The organism is Streptomyces sp. NPDC030799 (genome assembly GCF_055572255.1).
In genome coordinates this window covers 56,769-76,623 of sequence record NZ_JBVIDS010000001.1, presented here as the reverse complement: position 1 = coordinate 76,623, position 19,855 = coordinate 56,769, and the positions used below count along the sequence as shown (strand labels likewise).

15 protein-coding genes are annotated in these 19,855 nt (G+C 72.2%); 4 read left to right on the top strand and 11 right to left on the bottom strand.

Annotated features, from left to right (window positions below; translation table 11 throughout):
* Positions 1 to 98 precede the first annotated feature (98 nt).
* From ACZ41I_RS00325 to ACZ41I_RS00310, 4 genes are all read right to left on the bottom strand, one after another.
* Positions 99 to 3,827, bottom strand: coding sequence for an ABC transporter ATP-binding protein (locus ACZ41I_RS00325; protein WP_468512817.1), 3,729 nt, complete (start codon positions 3,825 to 3,827; stop codon positions 99 to 101).
* Between the two features lie 90 nt (positions 3,828 to 3,917).
* Positions 3,918 to 4,943, bottom strand: coding sequence for an esterase-like activity of phytase family protein (locus ACZ41I_RS00320; RefSeq protein ID WP_468512816.1), 1,026 nt, complete (start codon positions 4,941 to 4,943; stop codon positions 3,918 to 3,920).
* Positions 4,944 to 5,007: 64 nt separating this feature from the next.
* Positions 5,008 to 5,931, bottom strand: coding sequence for a serine hydrolase (locus tag ACZ41I_RS00315; protein WP_468512815.1), 924 nt, complete (start codon positions 5,929 to 5,931; stop codon positions 5,008 to 5,010).
* 199 nt (positions 5,932 to 6,130) lie between these two features.
* Positions 6,131 to 7,213: a YncE family protein gene (locus ACZ41I_RS00310; RefSeq protein WP_468512814.1), complete on the bottom strand. Its 1,083-nt coding sequence runs from the start codon at positions 7,211 to 7,213 to the stop codon at positions 6,131 to 6,133.
* A 134-nt stretch (positions 7,214 to 7,347) separates the two neighbouring features.
* On the opposite strand from ACZ41I_RS00310, the gene ACZ41I_RS00305 reads away from it, so the two are divergent.
* Complete coding sequence (locus ACZ41I_RS00305) at positions 7,348 to 8,247, top strand: LysR family transcriptional regulator (protein ID WP_468512813.1); 900 nt, start codon at positions 7,348 to 7,350, stop codon at positions 8,245 to 8,247.
* Positions 8,248 to 8,275: 28 nt separating this feature from the next.
* Here ACZ41I_RS00305 and ACZ41I_RS00300 read toward each other — a convergent pair whose 3' ends face one another.
* Together ACZ41I_RS00300 and ACZ41I_RS00295 are read right to left on the bottom strand one after the other, a co-directional pair.
* Positions 8,276 to 9,190 carry a helix-turn-helix domain-containing protein gene (locus tag ACZ41I_RS00300; protein WP_468319717.1) on the bottom strand — a complete coding sequence of 305 codons (915 nt, stop codon included), beginning with the start codon at positions 9,188 to 9,190 and terminating at the stop codon, positions 8,276 to 8,278.
* Positions 9,187 to 10,053, bottom strand: coding sequence for a peptidoglycan-binding protein (locus ACZ41I_RS00295; RefSeq protein WP_468512812.1), 867 nt, complete (start codon positions 10,051 to 10,053; stop codon positions 9,187 to 9,189). The genes ACZ41I_RS00300 and ACZ41I_RS00295 overlap by 4 nt, the downstream gene beginning before the upstream one ends.
* A 340-nt stretch (positions 10,054 to 10,393) precedes the next feature.
* Between ACZ41I_RS00295 and ACZ41I_RS00290 the strand changes: the two genes are divergently transcribed.
* Positions 10,394 to 10,753 (top strand): hypothetical protein, encoded by a 360-nt coding sequence (locus ACZ41I_RS00290; protein ID WP_363213983.1) that lies wholly within the window; start codon positions 10,394 to 10,396, stop codon positions 10,751 to 10,753.
* 27 nt (positions 10,754 to 10,780) lie between these two features.
* On the opposite strand, the gene ACZ41I_RS00285 is transcribed toward ACZ41I_RS00290, so the two are convergent.
* The 3 genes from ACZ41I_RS00285 to ACZ41I_RS00275 are packed head-to-tail and all read right to left on the bottom strand — an operon-like array spanning position 10,781 to position 14,963.
* Positions 10,781 to 12,469 carry a thiamine pyrophosphate-binding protein gene (locus ACZ41I_RS00285; protein ID WP_468512811.1) on the bottom strand — a complete coding sequence of 563 codons (1,689 nt, stop codon included), beginning with the start codon at positions 12,467 to 12,469 and terminating at the stop codon, positions 10,781 to 10,783.
* Complete coding sequence (gene speB, locus ACZ41I_RS00280) at positions 12,466 to 13,446, bottom strand: agmatinase (RefSeq protein ID WP_363213981.1); 981 nt, start codon at positions 13,444 to 13,446, stop codon at positions 12,466 to 12,468. Before speB ends, ACZ41I_RS00285 begins: the two co-directional genes overlap by 4 nt.
* A gap of 56 nt (positions 13,447 to 13,502) precedes the next feature.
* Positions 13,503 to 14,963, bottom strand: coding sequence for a sodium:solute symporter family protein (locus ACZ41I_RS00275; RefSeq protein ID WP_468512810.1), 1,461 nt, complete (start codon positions 14,961 to 14,963; stop codon positions 13,503 to 13,505).
* 191 nt (positions 14,964 to 15,154) lie between these two features.
* Between ACZ41I_RS00275 and ACZ41I_RS00270 the strand changes: the two genes are divergently transcribed.
* Positions 15,155 to 16,855, top strand: coding sequence for a PucR family transcriptional regulator ligand-binding domain-containing protein (locus ACZ41I_RS00270; protein WP_468512809.1), 1,701 nt, complete (start codon positions 15,155 to 15,157; stop codon positions 16,853 to 16,855).
* Positions 16,856 to 16,929: 74 nt separating this feature from the next.
* Positions 16,930 to 17,718 (top strand): phosphatase, encoded by a 789-nt coding sequence (locus ACZ41I_RS00265; protein ID WP_399768789.1) that lies wholly within the window; start codon positions 16,930 to 16,932, stop codon positions 17,716 to 17,718.
* A 17-nt stretch (positions 17,719 to 17,735) separates the two neighbouring features.
* Here the strand turns inward: ACZ41I_RS00265 and tesB are convergent, their stop codons facing one another.
* Positions 17,736 to 18,602 carry an acyl-CoA thioesterase II gene (gene tesB, locus ACZ41I_RS00260; RefSeq protein ID WP_399768787.1) on the bottom strand — a complete coding sequence of 289 codons (867 nt, stop codon included), beginning with the start codon at positions 18,600 to 18,602 and terminating at the stop codon, positions 17,736 to 17,738.
* A gap of 46 nt (positions 18,603 to 18,648) precedes the next feature.
* Positions 18,649 to 19,806, bottom strand: a complete 1,158-nt coding sequence (locus ACZ41I_RS00255) for an acyl-CoA dehydrogenase family protein (protein WP_363214049.1) — start codon at positions 19,804 to 19,806, stop codon at positions 18,649 to 18,651.
* Positions 19,807 to 19,855 lie beyond the last annotated feature (49 nt).

Here is a 19,855-nt window from a genome sequence, read left to right as displayed (position 1 = left end):
TGCACCCCCGAATGCCGTACTGATGTACGGACGCACGACGTATGTCGGATGGTTGCACGACCGTCAGCACCACGCGTCGACAGGGTCCTCGCAAGGCCTCAGCGGGACGCGGTGACCGGCTCCTCCGGTTCGGGGCGGCCGACGAAGGTGCGCCACAGTGCGGCGTACCGGCCGTCACGGGCGAGGAGTTCGTCGTGGGTGCCGTCCTCCGCGACCCGGCCGTGGTCCATCACCACGACCCGGTCCGCGCGGGCCGCCGTGGTCAGGCGGTGGGCGACCACCAGCGTGGTACGGCGGCCCGCCAGGCGGTCGGTGGCCTGGTTGACCTGGGCCTCGGTGGCCAGGTCCAGGGCGGCCGTGGCCTCGTCCAGCAGCAGGATGTCGGGGTCGACCAGCTCGGCCCGGGCGAGCGCGATCAGCTGGCGCTGGCCGGCCGAGAGGTTGCGGCCGCGCTCGGCGACCTCGTGCAGATAGCCGCCGTCCAGCGTGGCGATCATGTCGTGCGCGCCCACCGCCCGTGCCGCCGCCTCCACCTCGGCGTCGGTGGCGTCGGGACGGCCGTAGGCGATGGCGTCCCGGATCGTGCCCGGGAAGAGGTAGGCCTCCTGCGGGACGACCCCCAGGCGGTGCCGGTACGAGGTCAGGTCCAGGGCGCGCAGATCCGTGCCGTCGACCGTGATCCGCCCCGCGGTGGGGTCGTAGAAGCGCGCGACCAGCTTGACGAGGGTCGACTTGCCGGCGCCGGTCTCGCCGACGAAGGCCACGGTCTGCCCGGCGGGGATCGTCAGGTCGATGCCGGTCAGCGCCGCGTCGGTCTCATCGGCGACCCCGTAGGCGAAGTGCACGTCCTCGAAGGCGATGTCACCCCGCAGGGACAGCACCTCCACGGGTTCGTCCGCCGGTTTGGTGGACGTCGGCTCGCGCAGCAGCTCCTGGATGCGGCCCAGGGACACCGTGGCCTGCTGGTAGCCGTCGAAGACCTGGGAGAGCTGCTGGACCGGGGCGAAGAACAGGTCGATGTAGAGCAGGTACGCGACCAGGGCGCCGGTCGTCAGCGTGGCCGCCTCGATCCGGTGCGCGCCCGCGATCAGCACGCTCGCCGCCGCCACCGACGACAGCAGCTGTACGAACGGGAAGTAGACGGATATCAGCCACTGGCCGCGGATGCGGGCGCGCCGGTAGCTGTCGCTGCGCTCGGTGAACCGCCGCCCGCCGTCCCGCTCGCGCCGGAACGCCTGCACGATCCGCAGCCCGGCGACCGACTCCTGAAGGTCGGCGTTGACCGACGACACCCGTTCCCTGGCGAGTTCGTACGCCTTCACGCTCGCCCGGCGGAAGAAGAAGGTCGCGACGATCAGCGGGGGCAGCGTCGCGAAGACCACGAGGGCGAGCTGGAGGTCGAGCACGAGCAGGGCGGCCATGATGCCGAAGAAGGTGACGACCGAGACGAACGCCGTGACCAGGCCGGTCTGCAGGAAGGTCGACAGGGCGTCCACGTCCGTCGTCATCCGGGTCATGATCCGGCCGGTCAGTTCGCGCTCGTAGTAGTCGAGCCCGAGCCGCTGGAGCTGCGCGAAGATCTTCAGCCGCAGCGCGTACAGCACCCGCTCACCGGTACGGCCGGTCATCCGGGTCTCGCCGATCTGCGCGGCCCACTGCACCAGCACGGTCAGCAGGCCGAGCAGCGAGGCCGCCCAGACCGCGCCGAGGGCCATCTTCGACACACCCGAGTCGATGCCGTGCCGGATCAGCACCGGCAGCAGCAGGCCCGCGCCCGCGTCCACGGCGACCAGCAGCAGGCTGAGCAGCAGCGGCGTGCCGAAGCCGTGCAGCAGGCGGCGCAGGCCGTAGGAGTCCTCGCGGCCCACCGCCCGGGCCTCGTCGACGTCCGGGGTGTCGGTGGCCGGCGGCAGCGCCTCGACCTGCGCCAGCAGTTCCGGGGTGGCCGGTGTGCCGGTCAGCGCCTGGTCCTTGGGCTCCCGGTCGCCGGTCCACAGCCTCGGGGTCACGCCCCGCTCGGCGTCGAACTCGGCGTCCAGCTCCTCGCGGACGGAGGTGTCCTCGCGCGGCAGGGCGGGCTCGGCGTGGCCCGGCGAGACTCCGCCCAGCTCGTCCGGGTCGGTGAGCAGCCGCCGGTACAGCGCGGACCGCTGCTGGAGTTCCTCGTGGGTGCCGAGGTCGGCGAGCCGGCCGCCGTCGAGCACGGCGATGCGGTCGGCGAGGTTCAGGGTGGAGCGGCGGTGCGCGATGAGCAGGGTCGTACGGCCCTGCATCACCCGCTTGAGCGCCTCGTGGATCTCGTGCTCGACGCGGGCGTCCACGGCCGAGGTGGCGTCGTCCAGGACCAGCAGGCGCGGGTCGGTGAGCAGGGCGCGGGCGAGCGCGATGCGCTGGCGCTGGCCGCCGGAGAGGGTCAGGCCCTGCTCGCCGACCTTGGTGTCGTACCCCTCGGGAAGTTCGGCGATGAAACGATCCGCCTGGGCGGCGCGGGCGGCGGCCTCGATCTCCCCCTGGGTGGCGTCCGGGCGGCCGTACGCGATGTTGTTGCGCACGGTGTCGGAGAAGAGGAAGGAGTCCTCGGGGACGAGCCCGATCGCGGCCCGCAGCGAGTCCAGGGTCAGCTCGCGGACGTCGTGGCCGCCGATCAGGACGGCGCCGTGGGTGACGTCGTAGAAGCGCGGGAGCAGCAGGGAGAGGGTGGACTTGCCGGAGCCCGAGGAGCCGACGACGGCCAGGGTCTCGCCCGGCCGGATCTCGAAGCTCAGCCCGTCCAGGACCTGGTGCCCGCCGTCGTACCCGAAGGACACGTCGTCGAACTCGACGGTCGCCGGCGCGTCGGCGGGCAGCGTCTTCGTGCCGTCCCGCATCGTCGGCTCGGTGTCGATCAGCTCCAGGACGCGCTCGGTGCCGGCCCGGGCCTGCTGGCCGACGGTCAGGACCACCGCGAGCATGCGCACCGGGCCGACCAGCTGGGCGAGATAGCTGGAGAAGGCGACGAACGTGCCGAGCGTGATGTGCCCGCGCACGGCCAGCCAGCCGCCGAGGGCCAGCATGGCGACCTGGCCGAGGGCGGGGACGGCCTGCAGGGCGGGGGTGTACGTGCTGTTCAGCCGGATCGTGCGCAGCCGCCCGGCGAAGAGCCGGCGGCCGACCTCCCTGAGCTTCCCGGTCTCCTGGTCCTCCTGCCCGAAGCCCTTCACCACCCGTACGCCGCTGACGGCGCCGTCGACCACGCCCGCGACGGCGGCGGCCTGGGCCTGGGCGTACCAGGTGGCGGGGTGGAGCTTGCTGCGGCTGCGCTTGGCGATCGCGTACAGGGCCGGTGCCACGGCGAGGGCGACCAGGGTCAGCGGCAGCGACAGCCAGGCCATGATCACCAGGGATATCAGGAAGAGCAGGACGTTCCCGATGGTCATCGGGAGCATGAAGAGCAGTCCCTGGATCAGCTGCAGGTCGCTGGTGGCCCGGCCGACCACCTGCCCCGTGGACAGCTCGTCCTGGCGGCGGCCGTCGAGACGGGTGATCGTGCCGTACATCTCGGTCCGCAGGTCGTGCTGGACGCCGAGGGCGAGGCGGCCGCCGTAGTAGCGGCGGACGTAGGTGAGGACGTAGACGAGCAGGGCGGCGGCCATGAGGGCGGCGGCCCAGGGGCCCATCGAGCGGGTGTGGTCGCCGATGACGTCGTCGATGATCACCTTGGTGATCAGGGGGACCACGGCCATGACGGCCATACCGGCGAGGGACGAGCCGAGGGCGAGGACGACGTCCTTCGGATACCGCCAGGCGTATGCCGCCAGGCGTCGTGCCCATCCCCGTTGCGCTGCCACGCCGGTGCCTTCCTGTCGACCTGCTCTACCGGAAGGCACCAACGCACAGGTGAGCGGATTTCATCCCTCCGCAACAAAACAAGGGCGAAGTCAGACACGTACCCGCAAGTAATAGAACCTGGTCGTCTGGGCCGGGTTCTGGTTGTCGTCGCTCACCAGGAGGACCTTCAGACGGCCCCTGTGATCACGGCCGGTGATCGTCATGCCCTCGATGTTGTCCAGCAGCGGGTTCGGCTGGGGCTGCTTCGCCGTGCCGCCCAGGCTCGGGCAGTCGGCGATGTCCGTCAGCAGGGTCTTCTCGACCAGTCGGACGGAGGCCTGGCCGGTCAGATTCTCTGTACCGCTGGTGTCGGTCGCATGGCGGAGGTCGGCCAGGTAGAGGCGGACGGTGTTGCCGACGCCGGCGGTGAAGCCGCGCTCCAGGACGAGGAGGCGGCCGTCGGGGGTGGCCTGGACCTCGGGGACGCCGAGGCCGGGGTCGGTGCGGTAGGCGTACTGGGCGGCGAGACGGAAGTGGTCCTTGTGCCGCCGCCAGGTCTGGAAACGCACGATCCCCGTGGAGTCGCCCGAGATCGCGTCCTCCATGGAGGCCAGCAGGGTGCGGCCGCCGGGCAGCAGGGTCAGGCCCTCGAAGGTCTGGTTGGAGGTGGCACGGCCGGCCGGGGCGACGAGGAGGGAGGAGGGGACCGGGAGGCGGTCGAGGATCTTTCCGCCGGCGGAGTACCGGCGGACGGACGGCTCGGTCTCGGAGGTGATCAGCCGGGTGCCGTCCCTGTCGACGGCCAGGCCCTCGGAGTCGAGGTCGGCGCCCTTCTCGTCGGCGAGGCGGACGGCCGCCTTCGGCCGCAGGGTCGTCGGATCCAGGCTGAACAGGGACGAACGGTCCTCCAGCGCCGCGATCGATCCGTCCCGGTCCACCGCGAGGGCGGAGAAGTTGCCGACGAAGGTGCCGTCGTACGTCGTCTTGTCGAGCGCGTCGGAGAAGCGGCCGAGGGAGACGGCCGGCGAGCAGGCGTGGCCCGCGGCGGAGTCGGCGCCTGCGGGCCCGGCGGCGGTCAGGGAGGTGGCCGCCGCCAGGCCGGCGGCGAGGGTGGCGAGTACGGTTCTCAGGCGCATGCCGGTCACCGTAGGGCGGACGGGTGTCCGGCGGGAGTCCGCCTCGTGAACCACCGCGGCGGCGTCAGCCCTGCGGCGGCACCGCGACGAACGCCTCGCTGGGCTTGCTGGTCGGGGTGTAGACGGCCGTGCCGGACGTGGTCGGCACGATGTCCCGGTGGATGGCCTTGGCGACGTTCTGAATGGTGGTGACGCCGTAGTCCATGGTGCTGTTGTCCTGCGTCAGCACCGAGATCGTGTAGTCGTGGCCGGCGCCGTTGAAGGTGCCGAGGCTGTGCACCCGCCAGCCGTGCGTCGCGCGCTGCAGCCAGCCGTTCTTGACGTGCACGGAGACCGTGGACGGCGCGCCGGCCGGGGTGCCCCAGCGCTGGTCCGAGACGACCTGGCTCATCAGTTTCAGGATGTAGGCGCGGGCGTTGTCGCTCAGCACGCTGTTCCTGGCGGTGACGAGCCCCAGCAGCTTCTGCTCGTCGGTGACGTTCTCCTGGGTCAGGCCCCAGTAGCCGTCCGCGCCCGGCACGGTCCTGGTCATCCCGGCGGCGGCCAGGAAGCCCTTGATCTTCGTCACGCCCAGCTGCTTCCACAGCGCGGTCGTCGCGTCGTTGTCCGACCGGGTGATCATGGCCTTGGCGAGCGTGGTCTCACGGTCCGTCAGGTACCGGTTGTGCTTCTTCGCGTCCCACAGCAGCGTGGCGAGCACGGTGACCTTGACGGTGCTGGCCGAGTCGTAGGAGCTGGTGGCGCGCAGGGTGCAGGTGGTGCTGGTGCTGCGGTCGTACAGGCCGATGGCGACCGTGCCCTTGCGGTTCGCGAGGGCGGCCGTGATGTCCTTCTGCAGCTTGGCGGCGAGGCCCGCCTTGGCGGACGTACAGCTGACGGTGGGCGTGGTCGCGGCGGCCGGGGTGGCGGCGGCCACGGTGGGTATGAGCACGCCGGCGCCGAGGGCTGCCGCCAGCACTCCGGCGCGTCGGGTCATGCGGTGGGTCATGGAAGGGTCCCCCTGGGGAATGTCGTGTGGGCGCAACGCCGGCGCCTGTTGGCTTGACTCATCAGGCCGGCCGGAAGTTGTACGCATGTTCCCAGGGCGGGAGTTCCACGTGACCGGCGGGTGGCGCTGGTTCGTTCCTGCCGGGACAGGGGGAGGTCAACACCGGTACAGGGCAGGCTGTTCGCGGCGCATTCCGGCCTCACCGGAGGGCGGCGGCGAGGGGCACGTGGCGCGGGATGTACGCCAGCCCGTGGGCTCCCGGTTCGCCGCGCTTGGTGATGTCGAGCCGGGTCAGGGTGCGCAGAGTGTCCAGGTCGATGACATGGACGGTGGAGGAGACGACGCAGGCCACATAGGCGAGTCGGCCGTCGGGGGAGGACCGGACGGTCAACGGCATCGCTCCGACCTCCAGTTCACCGAGGCGTTCGAGGGTGGCGGCCGAGAACACGGTGAGGCGGCCCGGCACCTGGCGGCCGAGGGCGGAGACGGACTCGGGGCCGGAGCCGGGGACGGGCCGGGTGCGCACCTCGCCGGTGAGCAGCTTGCCCGTCGAGGTCAGGTGCACCGGCATGACCACGTGCTCCGTCGGAAGGGTGGCGGTCACGGACAGCGTGCCGGTGTCGATCACCCGGATGCCGGGCGTCCGTCCCTCGGCGGCACCGGCGTACGGGGCGGCGACGAAGACGTGCGCGCCGTCGGCGGAGACGGCGATCCCCTCGCTGCCCGGCACCGCCACCTTCCCCGTGAGCGCGCCGCGTTCCAGATCGACCACCGACACGAACGGCGCCTCCTTGTTGGCGGCGTAGCCCGTCCGCCCCGTCGGATCGATGGCGAACCAGTGCGGTCCCGGCGCACCGGTGTCGATCCTGCCCAGGGGCCGACGGGTGGCGGTGTCGATCACCACGACGCCGCCGGGCCGGTCCGCCGCTCCCTCCACGCTGACGTAGAGACGGCCGCGTGCCGCATCCAGGGCCAGGCCGTGCGGGCCGTGTTCGGGGGCCAGGTCGACGACCTCCACGATCCGGCGGGTGTCGGGGTCGATGACGGTCAGCTCCGTGCTGCGGCCGGTGTTGGCGTGGTAGTAGCCCGAGCGGTAGGTGCTGCTGCACCACAGCAGCCGCTGCACCGGGTCGAAGCACAACTCATGGGGCTCGGCGGGGACTTCGACCGTACCGAGGTGCCGGTCGCAGGCGACGTCGTGGAAAGAGACCGCCGGTCCGCTCTGGCTGACCACGGCCAGCACATCGCCTTCTCGGCCGGCACGGGGTGACTGCTGATGCACAGGTGACTCCTCGCCACTGGGCTGATCCGGATTGCGTGGACCCCTCCACCCTCCGCACCGGGGAATTCCGCAGCAATGCAAAGATCGGCAAGCGATCATTGCCCCAGACGTAAGAACGCAGCTCAGGAGCGTCCATGGATCTCAACCTGCTGCGCGCGCTGGACGCCTTGCTCCAGGAGAACAGCGTGACCCGCGCCGCCGAGCGGCTCGGCACCTCACCCGCGGCGGTCAGCCGTACGCTGGCCCGGCTCCGCCGTGCCGTCGGTGATCCGCTGCTGGTCCGCGCGGGCCGGCAGATGGTGCCGACGCCGCGGGCACTGGAACTCCGCGAGGAGGTGGCCGCGCTGCTGCGCGGCTGCGACGACGTCCTTCGGCCGGGGGCCGGTTTCGCACCGGTGCATCTCCGGCGCACGTTCACGGTGCAGGCCACCGACCTGCTGCTGACGGGGCTGGCCGGGACCCTGACCGACCGGGTCCACGCGGAGGCCCCGCACGTGGACGTGGTCTTCCTGCCGGAGGCGGTGGAGGACGGTCCCGGGCTGCGGCAGGGGCTGGTCGACGTCGAACTGGGCGTCCTCGACCACCTGGATCCCGAGATCCACACCCGGCAGCTCCGGCGTGCGAACCCGGTCGGTGTCGCCCGCAGCGGTCATCCCCTCTTCAACGGGCGGATCGACGCCCGCCGTTTCGCCGCGGCCGGCCACATCGGCGTGTCCCGGCTGGGCAAGCGCACCGGGCCGATCGACCGGGCGCTCGCGGACCTCGGACTGCGGCGCCGGACCGCGGTGGTCGTGCCCGGTTACACGGCCGCGCTGATGCTGGCCCGGGACACCGACCTCGTCGCGCTCACCCTGCCCGACTGGCTCCCCGGCACCATCGCCGCGCTGGGCCTGCGCACCTTCCCGATCCCCCTCGACCTGGCGCCCCTGGAGCTCGGGATGGCCTGGCACCCCCGCAACGCGGCCGACCCGGGCCACCGCTGGTTCCGCGACCATCTGGCGGCCGCGGTCCTGGCACCGGCCGGGAACCCCTGACACACGCCCAACGTCCGCGGATCCGCCGCTACTCCCGCGGGCCGAAGCAGTGCCGCCGGCCCTCGCGTACCAGGCAGGCGCGTACGTGGTCCAGGTCCGACCGGGAGGCGGCGACCATCGGGGTGGACAGGGAGTCCCTGGCGTCGTACCCGTCCTTGACCTCGGTGCGCCACGGCGCGTGATGCGGTACGAGGATCTCCGCCCGGTCCCCCACCTTGCCGAGGTCGATCCGCGCCCACACCGCACCGCAGGCGGTACTGTGCCGGATCTTGACCACGGTCGGCCCGGGGAAGCTCCGCCGGCCCAGGGTCACCGGCACGGGGGCGGCTCCGCAGCCGTACGTCTCGGGGTCCTTGCCCGTGCAGCCGTCGCCGTGGCAGCCCTGTACCGGTACGGGGGCGGAGGGGGACGGGGACGCGCTCGCACCGGACTCGCTGAAGGCGCCGGTGGCCGCCAGGGTCACGGCGACCGCGGCGATGGCGAGTCCACCGCCCGCAAGCACGGCGAGCAGGCCACCGGCCCGGCGCCGGGACGAGCGGCCGGCGTCCTCGGACGGGGGCGGCTCGGCCACGGCGGCCGACGGCTCACCCGCGCATGGGCACCCACCTGACGCATGCCCACCGGACGCATCCCCACCCGCTGCACGCCCACCCGCCGTACGCCCGCCTGCCGTACGCCCACCCGCCGCACGCCCGCTGGCCACCGTGTCCGCCAGCTCCCACAGCGCGAGTATCCGCCCGGGATCCTCGTCCGCGAGTTCGCACAGTGCCGCGACGGCCTGCCGGGGCGGAACGGTCCCGCCGCGGAGATAGCGGTCCCAGGACGACTTGCTGTACGGCGTCTTCGCGGCCAGTGCGGCCAGGCTCAGCCCGGTCCGGGCCCGTAGCCCGCGCAGCGCCTCCGCCAGCCGCTCGCACTCCACCGCCCGCTCACCGGGCGTCATTTGCGCAGCACTCCCCAGGTGTCCTCGCCGACGACCCCGTCCACACGGAGGTGGGCCCGCTCCTGCAACCGCTCCACCGCGCGCTCGGTGCGGGAGCCGAACGCGCCGTCGGCGGTCCCCGGCGAGAGGCCGTGGTGGCGCAGCAGGCACTGTGCCTCGACGACGGCCCACTCGGCGGATCCCTTGCCGATCAGGCCGACGCGGGTCGTGCTGTACCCCGCGTAGAGCAGCCCGTCCGCGGCGCGGTGCACCCTGCAGGGGTAGTCCTTGCCGGCCCGGAACGCGAACGCCCCCTTCGTTCCCTCGCCAGGAGATCCCGGGGCCGGCTCCGTGGCGTCCGCCGAGACCGGCCGGCCGTCGGTCCGGTCCCGTTCGCCGTCCCACGGTGCGGCCACCAGCAGGGCGATCACCGCGGTCACGAGCACGGCCGACGCCAGTACGACGGCGAACAGCCGCCACCTCGGTCCGCGTCCCGCGGTTTCCTGCTCGCCAGGCCCGGAGTCAGGCCCGGAGCCCGGCCCGGAGTCCCTCCCCGCCTGCGTCTCCGCGTCCGTCTCCACGTCCGTCTCCGCCGCCCGGCCGGGATTCCCCGGTCCGCCCCGCCCCGCCGCCACCGCCACCTCGTGCAGGGCCAGCAGCCGGGCCGGGTCGATGTCGCAGGCGCGGGCCAGTGCCGCCACCGCCTCCTGCGGCGGTAACGAACGGCCGTTGAGGTAGCGGTCCCAGGAGGCACGGCTGTAACCCGTGCGGGCGGCCAGGGCCTGCAGCCCCAGACCGCTGTGGTCCTTGATGCGGCGCATCTGTACGGCGAGTTGTCGCACTCGCGGGTCGAGCGAGTCCGGCAACTGCTTCCAACGAGACATGCTCCACCCCATGTCTGTTGCAACTCCCCGGACCAGGATGCCCGACAAGCACCGCTGGTTCCCCTGACCGGCCTTTCGAGCACACGGTTTCGGCCACCCCACCGGCGTCCGGGTGTCCCGCCGGTGCCTCAGGGCGCGGGGGGTTCTCGCAGGTCGGAGGGTGGGACATCCCGCGTCGGCGGCAGCTGACCGGCGGGCCTGGCCCCGTCCTGGACCCGGCCTGCACTGTCGGTGGTGCACGGCGGGCGGTGCGGTCCATCCCGCACCGCCCAGCACTCGGCGGCCCGCCTCCACGGGGGTGGGGCGGGCCGCCTCAGGCAACCGAACCCAAGGAGCACCCATGCGATTCCGCATCGCGACCGCAGCCGTCCTGACCGCGTGCGCCATGACCGGGAGCGGTCTGGCCCTGTCCGCGCAGACCGCCTCGGCGTCCACCGCGGCCCGCCCGCACTGTCCGTATCCGTACGTGTGCTTCTACAACGGCAACACGATGACGGGAAAGTTCAAGGACACCGGCTACTGGCAGACGCTCGGCGCGAGCCGCAGGGCGAAGGGCGCGGTCAACACCCGGCACGACGACGTGGCCTACGTGAAGTTCTCCGACTACCGAACGATCTGCATGAAGCCGGGCCAGGGCTGGTCCTTCGGCGCGGCGCACCCGACGCAGGTGTACATCAGCACGTCGAGCACGTGCCACTGACGTACCCTCGGCTCCGGTGGGCCGTGCTCACGCCGTGAGGTGTGTCGGCGCGAACATCCGCAGGACCGCGGGGAGTACGACCACCGAAGGGCCGGGCGCGGACAGTGCCTTCGCCAGGTCCTCCTCCAGGGTCTCCGGGGTCGTCAGGACCCCGGGGACGCCGAAGGACTCCGCCAGGGCGACGTAGTCCGGGCGGGCCAGTTCCGTCGCCGTCGCCTGGCCGAAGGCGTCCGTCATGTACTCGCGCAGGATGCCGTAGCCGCCGTCGTCGACGATGAGCCAGGTGACCGGCAGGTCGTACTGCTTCGCCGTCGCCAGCTCGGCGATCGAGTACAGGGCACCGCCGTCGCCCGACACCGCCAGCACCGGGCGGGTCGGGTCGGCCGCCGCCGCGCCCAGCGCCGCCGGGAAGCCGTAGCCGAGGCCGCCGGCGCCCTGGGCGGAGTGCATGGTGTTCGCACCGCGGGGGTCGAAGGCCGACCACGCCCAGTACGCCAGGATCGTCATGTCCCAGAAGGACGGGGCACCGGCGGGCAGCGCTCGGCGGACGGCCCCCAACACCTCCTGTTCCAGGGCAAGTTCCTGGGCGGCGATACGGGAAGCCACCTTCTCCAGCAGCTCCCGCACCCGCCTCGGCGCCGACTCGTCCGTGCGCTCCTCCACCGTCTCCAGCAGCGCCTGCAGCGCCAGTCGGGCGTCCGCGTGGATGCCGAGGGCCGGGTGGTTGGACTCCAGCTTGCCGAGGTCGGCCTCGATCTGGACGACCCGGCCGCGGGGCTTGAAGGTGTGGTAGTTGGAGGAGAGTTCACCCAGGCCCGAGCCGACCACCAGCAGGACGTCCGCGTCCTCCAGGAAGTCCGTCGTATGCCGGTCCTCCAGCCAGGACTGCATCGAAAGAGGGTGCTCCCAGGGAAACGCGCCCTTGCCGCCGAAGGTCGTGACCACGGGGGCGTCGAGCCGCTCGGCCAGCTGCAGCAGCTTTCCCGAGGCGTCGGACCGTACGACCCCGCCGCCCGCGATGATCGCCGGGCGGGCCGCACGGGACAGCAGGTCGGCTGCCACCGCCGTCAGTTCGGGGCGGGGGACCAGCTCCTCCGGCGTGGCGTCCGGCGCCGTCACCACCGGCAGCGCGGTCGGAGCCAGCAGCACGTCCTGCGGGATCTCCACCCACACCGGGCCGTGCGGTGCCGTCAGCGCCGACTTCCACGCCGCCGCGACGGCGGAGGGGATCTGGGACTGGGTGCGGACCGTGTGGACGGACTTGACCACGCCGCGGAAGGAGGCGGCCTGGTCCGGGAGTTCGTGGAGGTAGCCGTGCCGGCCGCCGCCCAGGCCGGCCGTCGGGATCTGGCTGCTGATCGCCAGTACGGGGGCGGAGGCGGCGGCGGCCTCCTGGAGCGCCGCGAGGGACGTCAACGCGCCCGGACCCGTCGACAGCAGCAGCGGTGCCGCCTCTCCCGTGATCCTGCCGTACGCGTCCGCCGCGAAGCCCGCGTTGTTCTCGACCCGCAGACCGACATACCGCAGGAAGGAGCGGCGCAGGGCGTCGAACATGCCGAGGGCGTGCTGGCCGGGCAGGCCGAAGACGGTCGTCGCGCCCAGCCCGGCCAGGGTCTCCACGACCAGGTCTCCGCCGTTGCGGCCGGGGGGAGGATTCAGCGCGGCCTCCTGCTGTGCCTCGGTCGGGCGGAGTACCAGGTCGTGGTCGTGAGTCACTTCGCTTCCGAGTCCTTCCGGGCCGCCGCGATCTGGCGGCTCATGATGGTGGTCAGTTCGTAGGCCGTGTGGGAGGCCGCCACCGAGGTGATCTCCGCGTGGTCGTACGCGGGCGCGACCTCGACGACGTCCGCCGAGACCAGGTTGCAGGACGCCAGCCCGCGCAGGATCTCCAGCAGCTCGCGGGAGGTCATGCCGCCGGCCTCGGGGGTGCCGGTGCCGGGGGCGTGGGCCGGGTCGAGGCAGTCGATGTCGATGGAGATGTACAGCGGGCGGTCGCCGATGCGCTGGCGCAGCTGGTCGGCCACCTCGTCGGCGCCCCGGCGGTAGATGTCGGCGGACGTGACGATGCCGAAGCCCATCTTCTCGTCGTCCGTGAGGTCCTGCTTGCCGTACAGGGGACCGCGGGTGCCGACGTGGGAGAGGGCGGAGGTGTCGAGGATGCCCTCCTCCACCGCGCGGCGGAACGGGGTGCCGTGGGTGTACTCGGCGCCGAAGTAGGTGTCCCAGGTGTCCAGGTGGGCGTCGAAGTGCAGCAGGGCGACCGGGCCGTGCTTCTTGGCGACCGAGCGCAGCAGGGGCAGCGCGATGGTGTGGTCGCCGCCCAGGGTCATCAGACGGGCGCCCGTGCCGAGCAGCTCGTCCGCCGCACCCTCGATCGTCTCGACGGCCTCGTTGATGTTGAACGGGTTCACGGCGATGTCACCGCCGTCGGCGACCTGCGCCAGGGCGAAGGGAGAGGCGTCCTGCGCCGGGTTGTACGGGCGCAGCAGCCGGGACGCCTCGCGGATGGCGTTGCCGCCGAAGCGGGCGCCCGGCCGGTACGAGACGCCGGAGTCGAACGGCACGCCCACGACGGCGACGTCGGCGGTGCCGACCTCGTCGAGGCGGGGCAGCCGGGCGAAGGTCGCGGGTCCGGCGTACCGCGGGATGCGGGAGGAGTCGACAGGGCCGCGGGGCGTCTCGTTGCTGCTCATGGTGAATTGCCTTCTTTCTTGCGCTTCATCGCGCATGTACTGCTTTCCCTACGACTCTACTGGTGAGCCGGGACCGGTTCGGACACGAGTTCGGGATCGCCTCCGGCGAGGCGCTCGCGCCAGACGGCGAGGACGGTCTCGTCGGTGGGCCTCGTCGCCAGGGAGACGACGAGGTAGGCGGCGAGGGAGGCGAGCAGGCCGTAGTAGACGGGCTCGTTGGCGAGGATGCCGTAGCCCGCCATCAGGCCGATGACCGCGAGGCCGCCGACGATCACCGAGGCCAGCGCGCCCTGCACCGTGCCGCGCTTCCACAGCAGGCCGCCGAGGATGGGCACGAGCAGGCCGCCGACGAGCAGGTTGTACGCCACGGTCAGCGCCTCGACCACGTTGTTCAGCGCGATCGCCGTACCGATCACCACGACACCCATGACCAGGATGAACGCCCGGTTGCCGGTGACCTCGTCGTGGTCCTCGCCACCGCCGCGCACGGCACCGCGCAGCCGCGACCAGATGTCGTTGTTGGCGACCGTGGCGCAGGCGATCAGGGCGCCGGAGGAGGTGGACATCACGGCGGCCAGGGCGGCGGCCAGGACCAGGCCGCGCACGCCGACGGGGAGTTCGTCCTTGACGATGGTGGCGAAGGCGTCGTCGGGGCTGCCGAGCTTGGGGTAGAGCACCTTGGCGGCGGTGCCGATCACCGCGCCGGCGAGGGCGTAGGCCAGACAGTAGGTTCCGGCCACCGTGCCGCCCCACTTGGCGGTCCTGTCACTGCGGGCGGTGAACACGCGCTGCCAGATGTCCTGGCCGATCAACATGCCGAACGTATAGATCAGGACGTAGGTGAAGATCGTCTCGCCGCCGATGCCCAGCGGGTCGAAGTACGAGGTCGGCAGCTTGGCCTTCATCTCCGAGAAGCCGCCCGCCTTGACCACGGCGATGGGCAGGAGCAGGAGCAGCACGCCGACGGTCTTCACCACGAACTGGACCATGTCGGTCAGCGTGATGGACCACATGCCGCCGAGAGTGGAGTAGGCGACGACGATCGAGCCGCCGAGGATGATCGCGACCGTGCGGTTCAGGTCGAGGAGGACGTCGAAGATCGTCGCGTAGGCGATGGTGGAGGTGACGGCGAGCATGAGGGTGTACGCCCACATGACCACGCCGGAGATGACGCCCGCCCGGCCGCCGTAGCGCAGGTCCAGCATCTCGGAGACGGTGTAGACCTTCAGGCGGGCGATGCGGGCGGAGAAGAAGACGGAGAGTGCGAGGAGTCCGAGGCCGATGGTGAAGACCATCCAGGCGCCGGACAGTCCGTACTGGTACCCGAGCCCCACGCCGCCGATGGTGGAGGCGCCGCCGAGGACGATCGCCGCCATGGTGCCGGAGTACATGGCCGGGCCCAGGCGGCGGCCCGCCACCAGGAAATCGCTCTTGGACCTGGCGCGGCGCATGCCCCACCAGCCCATGGCCAGCATGCCGGCGAGATAGACGACGATCACTGTGTAGTCGACGGCCATGGGAGGGCCTCCTTCGCGCACTGTCCGGTGGCGTGTCGTGCAGATGCAATGGGGACGGACGGCAGCGGCTCGCGGGGACATCCGCCCGTACCCGCGGCTGCCGTGCTGACTTGACCCTAGGTGGCCGGAAAGCGACTGCGAAGTGTACGTTTCATCCAGATGAACGGGGCGGGATGGAGGAAACGCACACCATGCCCGAGACGATCACCCCAGCTGTCCCACCGACCCCACCGGTACCGCTGTCGGCGCTGCTCGCCCGCGAGGATCTCGGTCTGCGGCAGATCGCAGGCCCGTCCGATCCCTCCCTCGTGATCCACTGGGCGCACACCTCGGAGATGGCCGACCCGTACCCGTATCTGCTGGGCGGCGAGCTGCTGCTCACGGCGGGCGTGCACGTCCCGGAGGCGGCGGGTTCGGATGGGGGCGCCCCCGGTCGAGCGAATTCGAGACTGGGGGACTACTTCGACGAGTACGTCTCGCGGATCGTGGCGGCGGGCGGGGCCGCCCTCGGGTTCGGGCTGGCGCCGGTGCACGACACGGTGCCGCGCGCGTTGGTCGCCGCCTGCGAGCGCTACGGGCTGCCGTTGCTGGAGGTCCCGCCCCAGACCACCTTCTCCGGGGTGGCCCGCGCGGTGTGGCAGCTGATGGCCCAGGCCCGGCTCGCCGAGCTGCGCCGCGTCACGGAGGCCCAGCAGAGCCTCGCCTCGGCCGCCGCCCGCCCGGACCCCGTGCGGTCCGTGCTGCGCCGCCTGGCCCGGCATGTCTCCGGCCACGCGGTGCTCTACGGCCCCGACGGCACGGCCCTGGCCGCCGCGGGCCGCGAGCCGGGCGACGAGGTACGCAGCGCACTGGCCGGCCTGGCGACAGTGGTACGCGCCACCGGCGACCCGGCACCCGAGGCGGACCGCGCGCCCGAAGCGGGCCCGCACGCGACGGGCGGCGGCACGGCAGGCACGACGAGAGCGGGCACGGAAGGCGGCGTCTTGCCGGCACCGGACCACTCCGCGACGCCGCCCGCTTCCGGCCGCCCCACCGCGGCCCCTCCGGCCCCCGCTCCCCCGCCCCCCGCTCCCTCCCGTCCACTCCCCGCTTCCGCCACCGACACCGTCGGCTCCACGCACCTCGCCGTCTACGCCCTCGGCGCCGGTGAGGGGTTCGTCCTCGGGATGGCCGGTGCCCGGCGGGAGCCCGGGGACCACACCATCGCCTCCGTCGCAGCGGTGCTGCTGTCACTGCTGACGGGGGAGCATCACAGCGGTGCGGGGGCGGCGCGGTCCTCGGCGCTGGTGCGGCTGCTGCTCGGTGCCTCGCCGGAGGCGGTCGCGCCGCTGCTGGGGGAGGGCGGCTGGGTCGTCGTGCACGCCCGGCCCGAGGGGCAGCGCCCGGACGCCGTCGCCGCCTCCGCGCTCGGCGCCGCCCTGGGATCGCCGCTGGTCGACCTCGCCCATGACGTCGTACGGGTGCTGGTGCCGGGCGGGCGGCTACCGGAGCCGCAGGCCGGGTGGACGCTCGGGGTGAGCGCCGCGGTGGCGCCACGGGAGTGGGCGGCCGCCGACGGTCAGGCGGCCCGTGCCCTCGCCCGGGCCCGCGCCACCCGCGCCCCGCTGGTCCGGCACGGCGCCCGGCCGGGGTGGGACGCCCTGGTGCCGCGGGCGGACGCCGAGGCGCATGCCCGGGCCGTGCTCGCGCCGCTCGCCGGGCGGCCCGAGCTGGCCGAGACTCTGCGCAACTGGCTGGCCCTGCACGGCAGCTGGGACCGTACGGCGGTGGCGCTGGACGTGCACCGCAACACCGTGCGGCAGCGGATCGCCCGCTGCGCCGTGCTGTTGGACGCCGACCTGGACGACCCGGATGTGCGCATGGAGTTGTGGTTCGCGCTGCGGCACGGCTGAACCGGCGAGTGAGCCGCGTCCCAGCGGGCGACATGCCGAGGACGCCCGCAGTGCGCTGCCCCACAATGGAAGACATGCCGATATCCGGGACACCCAGCCGCGCCCAGCTCGTCGACCACCTGGTGAGGACCCGTATCGCGGGGGACGTCGCCACGCCCCGCGAGAACAACCTCTCCCACTACCGTCAGCTCGCCAACGGTGTCCGGGGCTTCTGGCTCGGGCTGGAGCTGGGCGACCGCTGGACGGACGAGCAGGACGTGCTCGCGGTGATGGCCGAGCGGGTGGGGGTCAGCGACGATCCCGAGTACCGGTACGGACAGGACACGATCGATCCCGAGTTGACCGTGGACGCGCTGGAGCGGATGGCGGCCCGGCTGCGCAAGGCGGCCGAGGGACAGCAGCGGGTGCTGTTCGCGACCGGTCACCCGGGCGGCCTGCTGGATGTGCACCGGGCGACGGCCGCCGCGCTGCGCGCCGCCGGCTGCGAGATCGTGGTCATCCCGGACGGGCTGCAGACGGACGAGGGGTACGTCATGCAGTTCGCGGACGTGGCCGTGCTGGAGCACGGGGCGACGCTGTGGCACACCCACTCGGGTGAGCCGATGCGGGCCATCCTGACGGGACTTGAGCGCGAGGGCCGCCCCTTGCCGGACCTGGTGGTCGCCGACCACGGCTGGGCCGGGTACGCCGGACAGCACGGCCTGGACGCGGTCGGGTACGCCGACTGCAACGACCCGGCCCTGTTCCTCGCCGAGTCCGAGGGCACCCTGCAGGTCGTCGTACCGCTCGACGACCATGTGGTCAGCCCGCGTTACTACGACCCCCTGACGGCGTATCTGCTGGCCGAGGCGGGACTGGCGTAAGGCGGTACGCGCCGGGCTCAGCGCGGGACGCGGACCACGCCCTCCTGGATGACCGTGATGGCGAGCCGGCCGTCCTGCGTGTAGATACGGGCCTGGCCGAGACCGCGGCCACCGTGCGCCGACGGCGACTCCTGGTCGTACAGCAGCCATTCGTCGGCGCGGAAGGGCCGGTGGAACCACATCGCGTGGTCCAGGGAGGCGCCCACGACATCCCCGACGGCCCAGCCGCCGCGGCCGTGCGCGAGCAGCACGGAGTCGAGGAGGGTCATGTCGGAGACGTAGGTGGCGAGGACGACGTGCAGCAACGGGTCGTCGTCGAGCTTGCCGTTGGTGCGGAACCACACCTGGCTGTGCGGCTCGCGGGGAGCGCCGAACTGCCCGTACGGCGGCTCGTCCACGTACCTGAGGTCGATCGCCTCGCGGGCCTCCAGGAACCTCTCCACGACCTCGGGTGCCAGGTGGTCGTAACCGCGCAGCCGCTCCTGCGAGGTGGGCAAGGTCGCCGGGTCGGGCGAGGCGGGCATGGGCGCCTGGTGCTCAAGTCCCTCCTCGTGCGCCTGGAAGGACGCCGAGAGGTGGAAGATCGGCTTGCCGTGCTGGACGGCGACCACGCGGCGGGTGGTGAAGGACCGGCCGTCGCGGATGCGGTCGACGGTGTAGACGATCGGTGCGCCGGGGTCCCCCGGGCGCAGGAAGTAGGCGTGCAGCGAGTGGGCGGGGCGGTCCGCGGGGACCGTCCGCCCCGCGGCGACCAGCGCCTGTGCCGCGACCTGCCCGCCGAAGACGCGGGGGACGACGGCGGAGCGGGACTGGCCGCGGAAGATGTTCTCCTCGATCTGCTCCAGGTCGAGCAGATCGAGGAGATCCTGGAGTGCCTGACTCATGGGTTTCAGTTGTACCGGCCGGTGATTGCGCCCGGTCACACGGCCCTTACAGGCCCATGTCCTTGGCGATGATCGTCTTCATGATCTCGCTGGTGCCGCCGTAGATGCGGTTGACGCGGTTGTCCGCGTACAGGCGGGCGATCGGGTACTCGTTCATGTAGCCGTAGCCGCCGTGCAGCTGCAGGCAGCGGTCGATGACGCGGTGGGCGACCTCGGTGCAGAACAGCTTGGCGCTGGCGGCCTCGGCGGGGGTCAGCTCACCGGCGTCCAGGGCCTCCGTGGCGCGGTCGGCGACGGCCTCGGCGGCGTCCACCTCGGCCTGGCAGGCGGCCAGCTCGAACTTGGTGTTCTGGAAGTGGGCGACCGGCTTGCCGAAGACGGTGCGCTCCTGGACGTACTGCTTGGCGAACCGGACGGCGGCCTTGGCCTGCGCGTAGGCGCCGAAGGCGATGCCCCAGCGCTCGGAGGCCAGGTTGTGGCCGAGGTAGTAGAAGCCCTTGTTCTCCTCGCCGAGCAGGTCCTCGACCGGCACCTTGACGTCGACGAAGGCCAGCTCGGCGGTGTCGGAGGTCTTCAGGCCCAGCTTGTCGAGCTTGCGGCCGACGGAGTAGCCCTCGGACTTGGTGTCCACGGCGAACAGGGAGATGCCGTGGCGGCGGTCCTCGGCGGTCGGCGCCGCGGTGCGGGCGCACACGATCACGCGGTCGGCGTGGACGCCGCCGGTGATGAAGGTCTTGGCGCCGTTGAGGACGTAGTGCGTGCCGTCCTCGGAGAGCTTGGCGGTGGACTTCATGCCCGCGAGGTCGGAACCGGTGCCCGGCTCCGTCATCGCGATGGCCCACATCTCCTCGCCGGTGACGAACTTCGGCAGGTAGCGCTTCTTCTGCTCGTCGGTGGCGAGCATCTTGATGTAGGGCAGCGCGAGCAGCACGTGCACGCCGGAGCCGCCGAAGTTCACGCCCGCGCGGGCGGTCTCCTCGTAGACGACGGCCTCGAACTTGTGGCTGTCCAGGCCGGCGCCGCCGAACTCCTCGGGGACGTTGATGCCGAAGATGCCCAGCTCGCCGAGCTTGTAGTAGAAGTCGCGCGGCGCCTGGCCGGCGGCGAACCACTCGTCGTAGACGGGCACGACCTCGGCCTCGATGAAGGCGCGCAGGGTCTCCCGGAACGCCTCGTGATCCTCGTTGAACACCGTACGGCGCACGCCGCCCACCTCCACGTACATGTCTAAGCGCTTGCTCAGACTCCAAGGT

What these genes read in the sequence shown, in the direction of transcription:
- ACZ41I_RS00270 (WP_468512809.1), top strand. Translation starts at nt 15,155, where the DNA reads ATGCCCGAGACGATCACCCCAGCTGTCCCACCGACCCCACCGGTACCG.
- ACZ41I_RS00305 (WP_468512813.1), top strand. Translation starts at nt 7,348, where the DNA reads ATGGATCTCAACCTGCTGCGCGCGCTGGACGCCTTGCTCCAGGAGAAC.
- ACZ41I_RS00295 (WP_468512812.1), bottom strand. Translation starts at nt 10,053, where the DNA reads ATGTCTCGTTGGAAGCAGTTGCCGGACTCGCTCGACCCGCGAGTGCGA.
- tesB (WP_399768787.1), bottom strand. Translation starts at nt 18,602, where the DNA reads ATGAGTCAGGCACTCCAGGATCTCCTCGATCTGCTCGACCTGGAGCAG.
- ACZ41I_RS00320 (WP_468512816.1), bottom strand. Translation starts at nt 4,943, where the DNA reads ATGCGCCTGAGAACCGTACTCGCCACCCTCGCCGCCGGCCTGGCGGCG.
- ACZ41I_RS00300 (WP_468319717.1), bottom strand. Translation starts at nt 9,190, where the DNA reads ATGACGCCCGGTGAGCGGGCGGTGGAGTGCGAGCGGCTGGCGGAGGCG.
- ACZ41I_RS00265 (WP_399768789.1), top strand. Translation starts at nt 16,930, where the DNA reads ATGCCGATATCCGGGACACCCAGCCGCGCCCAGCTCGTCGACCACCTG.
- speB (WP_363213981.1), bottom strand. Translation starts at nt 13,446, where the DNA reads ATGAGCAGCAACGAGACGCCCCGCGGCCCTGTCGACTCCTCCCGCATC.
- ACZ41I_RS00290 (WP_363213983.1), top strand. Translation starts at nt 10,394, where the DNA reads ATGCGATTCCGCATCGCGACCGCAGCCGTCCTGACCGCGTGCGCCATG.
- ACZ41I_RS00315 (WP_468512815.1), bottom strand. Translation starts at nt 5,931, where the DNA reads ATGACCCACCGCATGACCCGACGCGCCGGAGTGCTGGCGGCAGCCCTC.
- ACZ41I_RS00275 (WP_468512810.1), bottom strand. Translation starts at nt 14,963, where the DNA reads ATGGCCGTCGACTACACAGTGATCGTCGTCTATCTCGCCGGCATGCTG.